This is a genomic window from Loktanella sp. DJP18 (assembly GCF_049310965.1).
Taxonomy (GTDB): domain Bacteria; phylum Pseudomonadota; class Alphaproteobacteria; order Rhodobacterales; family Rhodobacteraceae; genus Loktanella.
This window is the reverse complement of the sequence record NZ_JBMERN010000232.1, coordinates 1-3,349: the sequence shown is the minus strand read 5'-3', so window position 1 is coordinate 3,349 and position 3,349 is coordinate 1. Positions and strand designations below refer to the sequence as shown.

General features: G+C 59.9%; 5 protein-coding genes. 4 read left to right on the top strand and 1 reads right to left on the bottom strand.

The features are described from left to right. On the top strand, window positions 1–767 hold a 767-nt coding region (locus ACOI1H_RS24380), incomplete at its 5' end, for a DUF4238 domain-containing protein (protein ID WP_422440814.1). Window positions 768–922: 155 nt separating this feature from the next. Here the strand turns inward: ACOI1H_RS24380 and ACOI1H_RS24375 are convergent. Next, entirely contained in the window at window positions 923–2,035 is a 1,113-nt protein-coding gene (locus ACOI1H_RS24375; RefSeq protein ID WP_422440813.1) for an S-(hydroxymethyl)glutathione dehydrogenase/class III alcohol dehydrogenase, read from the bottom strand. A gap of 102 nt (window positions 2,036–2,137) precedes the next feature. Here ACOI1H_RS24375 and ACOI1H_RS24370 point away from each other — a divergent pair, with 102 nt between their 5' ends. The 3 genes from ACOI1H_RS24370 (at window position 2,138) to ACOI1H_RS24360 (ending at window position 3,286) form a co-directional block, all read left to right on the top strand. After that, window positions 2,138–2,416 carry an I78 family peptidase inhibitor gene (locus ACOI1H_RS24370; protein ID WP_422440811.1) on the top strand — a complete coding sequence of 93 codons (279 nt, stop codon included), beginning with the start codon at window positions 2,138–2,140 and terminating at the stop codon, window positions 2,414–2,416. Between the two features lie 8 nt (window positions 2,417–2,424). Then, a complete protein-coding gene (locus ACOI1H_RS24365; protein ID WP_422440810.1) occupies window positions 2,425–2,727 on the top strand; it encodes an I78 family peptidase inhibitor in 303 nt (100 codons plus the stop codon). Window positions 2,728–2,944: 217 nt separating this feature from the next. Beyond that, the gene (locus ACOI1H_RS24360; RefSeq protein WP_422440809.1) at window positions 2,945–3,286 is read left to right on the top strand and encodes a DUF2794 domain-containing protein; all 342 of its coding nucleotides are present in this window, start codon (window positions 2,945–2,947) and stop codon (window positions 3,284–3,286) included. The last annotated feature ends 63 nt before the right edge of the window (window positions 3,287–3,349 follow it).

Here is a 3,349-nt window from a genome sequence, read left to right as displayed (position 1 = left end):
AGATGGAGGGTGAACTTGCACCTTTCCTTGCTGAAGTTGTTGCTGAAAAGCGTTTTCAAACAGCTGAACACTTCGATTGGACGATGAATTTGGCCGCACAACTCTCGGTGCGGAATCCACGAATGCGCAGCCAGATGGAGAAATTTCATAAAGACATTGCGGAACGTGTCGCAAGCCTTTCCGTTTCGACCAGAGAGATTTGGGAGAGCCAATACAGACAGATGCAAGAAGCGGGTGAGGCAGTCAATCCGACCGTCACATACGAGCAAGCTAAGAAGTTTCACGACGAAAAAAATTACGGAATCGCGATTGACCAGACCCATTTGATCGGGCTCGAAATGCAGATGGTTGAAAAAGTACTTACAGAGCTCGGGAACCGGAACTGGTGCTTTGTTTCACCTCCGCACGGCCATATTTTTATTACCTCTGACGATCCGGTAGTGCTGTCATGGAAAGATAAGAAAGACAGAGGTTTTTTCGGTCCTGGTCACGGGCTTATGGACACTCTCATAACTTTTCCTTTGTCCAGTAGTTTACTCCTACTCGGTACCTTCGAAGATTTACCACCTGTCATGAACTATGATGCATTGCAGGTTGCTGATGCGAACACCCACATCGCCAGATATTCGACAAATCAGATTTATGCTCGGAGCAGTGACTTCAATGTACATATGCCAACGAAGTCTTTCGCTTCGGGCAACGAACTACCCACGCTCATGAGGCTGGCAAAAAAAGCAAGCACCACAGAATTTGCCTCAAAAAAATAGATATACGAGTTGTCGATGGTCGATACGGTAGGTCTGGCCTCGAAGCAGCCATTGACCGGATGGCATCGCGCAAATGTCGGCATGACATGCCGTTCCGTCATCGTGAAAAAGGCCCGGTCGCCGCGACCGGGCCCGTCACGCGATCTTAATCGCTCTCAGTAGATCACGACGCCGCGGATGCTTTCGCCGCGGTGCATCAGGTCGAAGCCCTTGTTGATGTCCTCGAGCGGCATGGTGTGGGTGATCATCGGGTCGATCTCGATCTTGCCCTGCATGTACCAGTCCACGATCTTCGGCACGTCGGTCCGGCCACGGGCCCCGCCGAAGGCCGTCCCGCGCCAGGACCGGCCGGTGACCAACTGGAAGGGCCGCGTCGAAATCTCGGCCCCGGCGGGAGCGACACCGATGATGATGCTCTCGCCCCAGCCCTTGTGCGCCGATTCGAGCGCGGTGCGCATGACGTTCACGTTGCCGGTGGCATCAAAGGTATAGTCGGCACCGCCGCCCGTCAGTTCCACCAGATGGCCGACCAGATCGCCCGACACCTCCTTGGGGTTCACGAAGTCGGTCATGCCGAAGCGTTTGCCCATCGCGACCTTGTCGGGGTTGATGTCGACGCCCACGATCTGCACCGCACCCGCCATCCGCAGGCCCTGGATCACGTTCAGACCGATCCCGCCGAGGCCGAAGACAATGGCGCGGCTGCCGTATTCCACCTTGGCCGTGTTGATGACCGCGCCGATGCCGGTCGTCACACCGCAGCCGATGTAGCAGATCTTGTCGAAGGGCGCGTCGTCACGCACCTTGGCCAATGCGATTTCGGGCAGGACCGTGTGGTTCGCGAAGGTCGAGCAGCCCATGTAGTGCAGGATCGGCGTGCCATCGAGCATGCTGAACCGAGAGGTTCCGTCCGGCATCAGGCCCTGGCCCTGGGTGCTGCGGATCTTCTGGCACAGGTTCGTCTTGGGGTTCAGGCAGTAGTCGCATTCGCGGCATTCGGGCGTGTAGAGCGGGATCACGTGATCGCCCGGCTTCAGCGATGTGACCCCCTCGCCCACCTCCAGCACGACGCCGGCCCCCTCATGGCCGAGGATCGCGGGAAAGGCACCTTCGGGATCGTCGCCGGACCGCGTGAACTCGTCCGTGTGGCACAGGCCGGTCGCCTTGATCTCGACCAGCACCTCGCCGGCCCGCGGGCCGTCGAGATTGACCTCCATGATCTCAAGGGGTTGACCGGCCTTCAGGGCCACGGCTGCACGGGTTCGCATGGGATCGCCTTTCGTATTCATTTGACGCAACGTCCGGCAAATCCGCGCAGAGTTCAACCCGCCCCCTTGCCAATCGCCGGGTGGCTGCGGCAAACTGTCGTCATGTCCAGATTTTCCCTCATCCCGCTGTTGTTTCCCTTGCTGGCCGCCTGCACGCCGCCGGTCCCCGTCACCGCGCCGCCCGATCCGGGCAGCGACGCCTGCGGCGCTTCCGGCTATCAATCGCTGGTTGGTCGACCTCTGGCCGCCGCGACGTTTCCGGCAGACCTCGACATGCGGATCATCAATCCGGGCGAGGCCGTCACGATGGACTACCGTGCAGACCGCTTGAACGTTGAGCTGGATTCGGCCGGCATCATTCAGGTTGTCCGTTGCGGCTGACGGCGTTGTTGCCACTGACGCTTGCTGCCGCCTGCGGTGCCGCACCTGCGTTACGTGGCCCTATCGGCACCCCGGCACAACCTGTCGATGTCGCAGTCCTGCCATCCGGTGCGGCTGTCGAGAATTCATGCGGTGCGCAGCGTCACGCCAGCCTGCTGGGCAAGGATGCCACGGTGCTGGAGACGGTGCTGATCCTGGGGCCGGTGCAGGTCCTGCGACCGGGCAGCATCGCGGCGCAGGATGTTCAGCCAGACCGCATCAACTTTGTCATCGGCAGCGACAACAGGATTGCGAACATCACCTGCGGGTAAACTGTCGCGAGCCATGTGGGGGGAGACGTGCAAGGTCCCGGCGGCCCGCACTGGGTGGGGGCAATCGACACGCGCCGCCGGGTGGTCTTGCACTGCATCAGGTTTTGCAGTGCCGCGTGGCACCATGATGGGCGGATCGCGGCGGGTTCCGGGTCTTGTTGCGGCGAAATCTGGGCAGCCGGCTTGATTTGTCGCGATGTCTGCGCAAATCTGACCCATGACAATTCAAAGCCCCCTGCCGCTTCACACCGGGCCTGACGATCGGGTATCGTTCCATCGCACGGAACTGGGTCCGATCCTGACTCTGTATGGCCGGATGGTCGCGGCCGGCGAATGGCGCGACTACGGCATCAGCGCCCTGCGCGAGATGGCGGTGTTCAGCGTGTTTCGCCGCACGGCGGAGAACCCGCTTTACCGGATCGAGAAGCGACCGAAGCTGCGGCTGAAGCAAGGACAGTATTCCGTCGTCGGCATGGACGGACAGGTGTTGAAGCGGGGCAACGATCTGGCCGCGGTGCTGCGGGTGCTGGACCGCAAGCTGATCCGGTCCGTGGACTGAATACATATCAGAAGCCATATGTTTCGCACGCGATACATATTATGTATTATGAAACAATGTCAG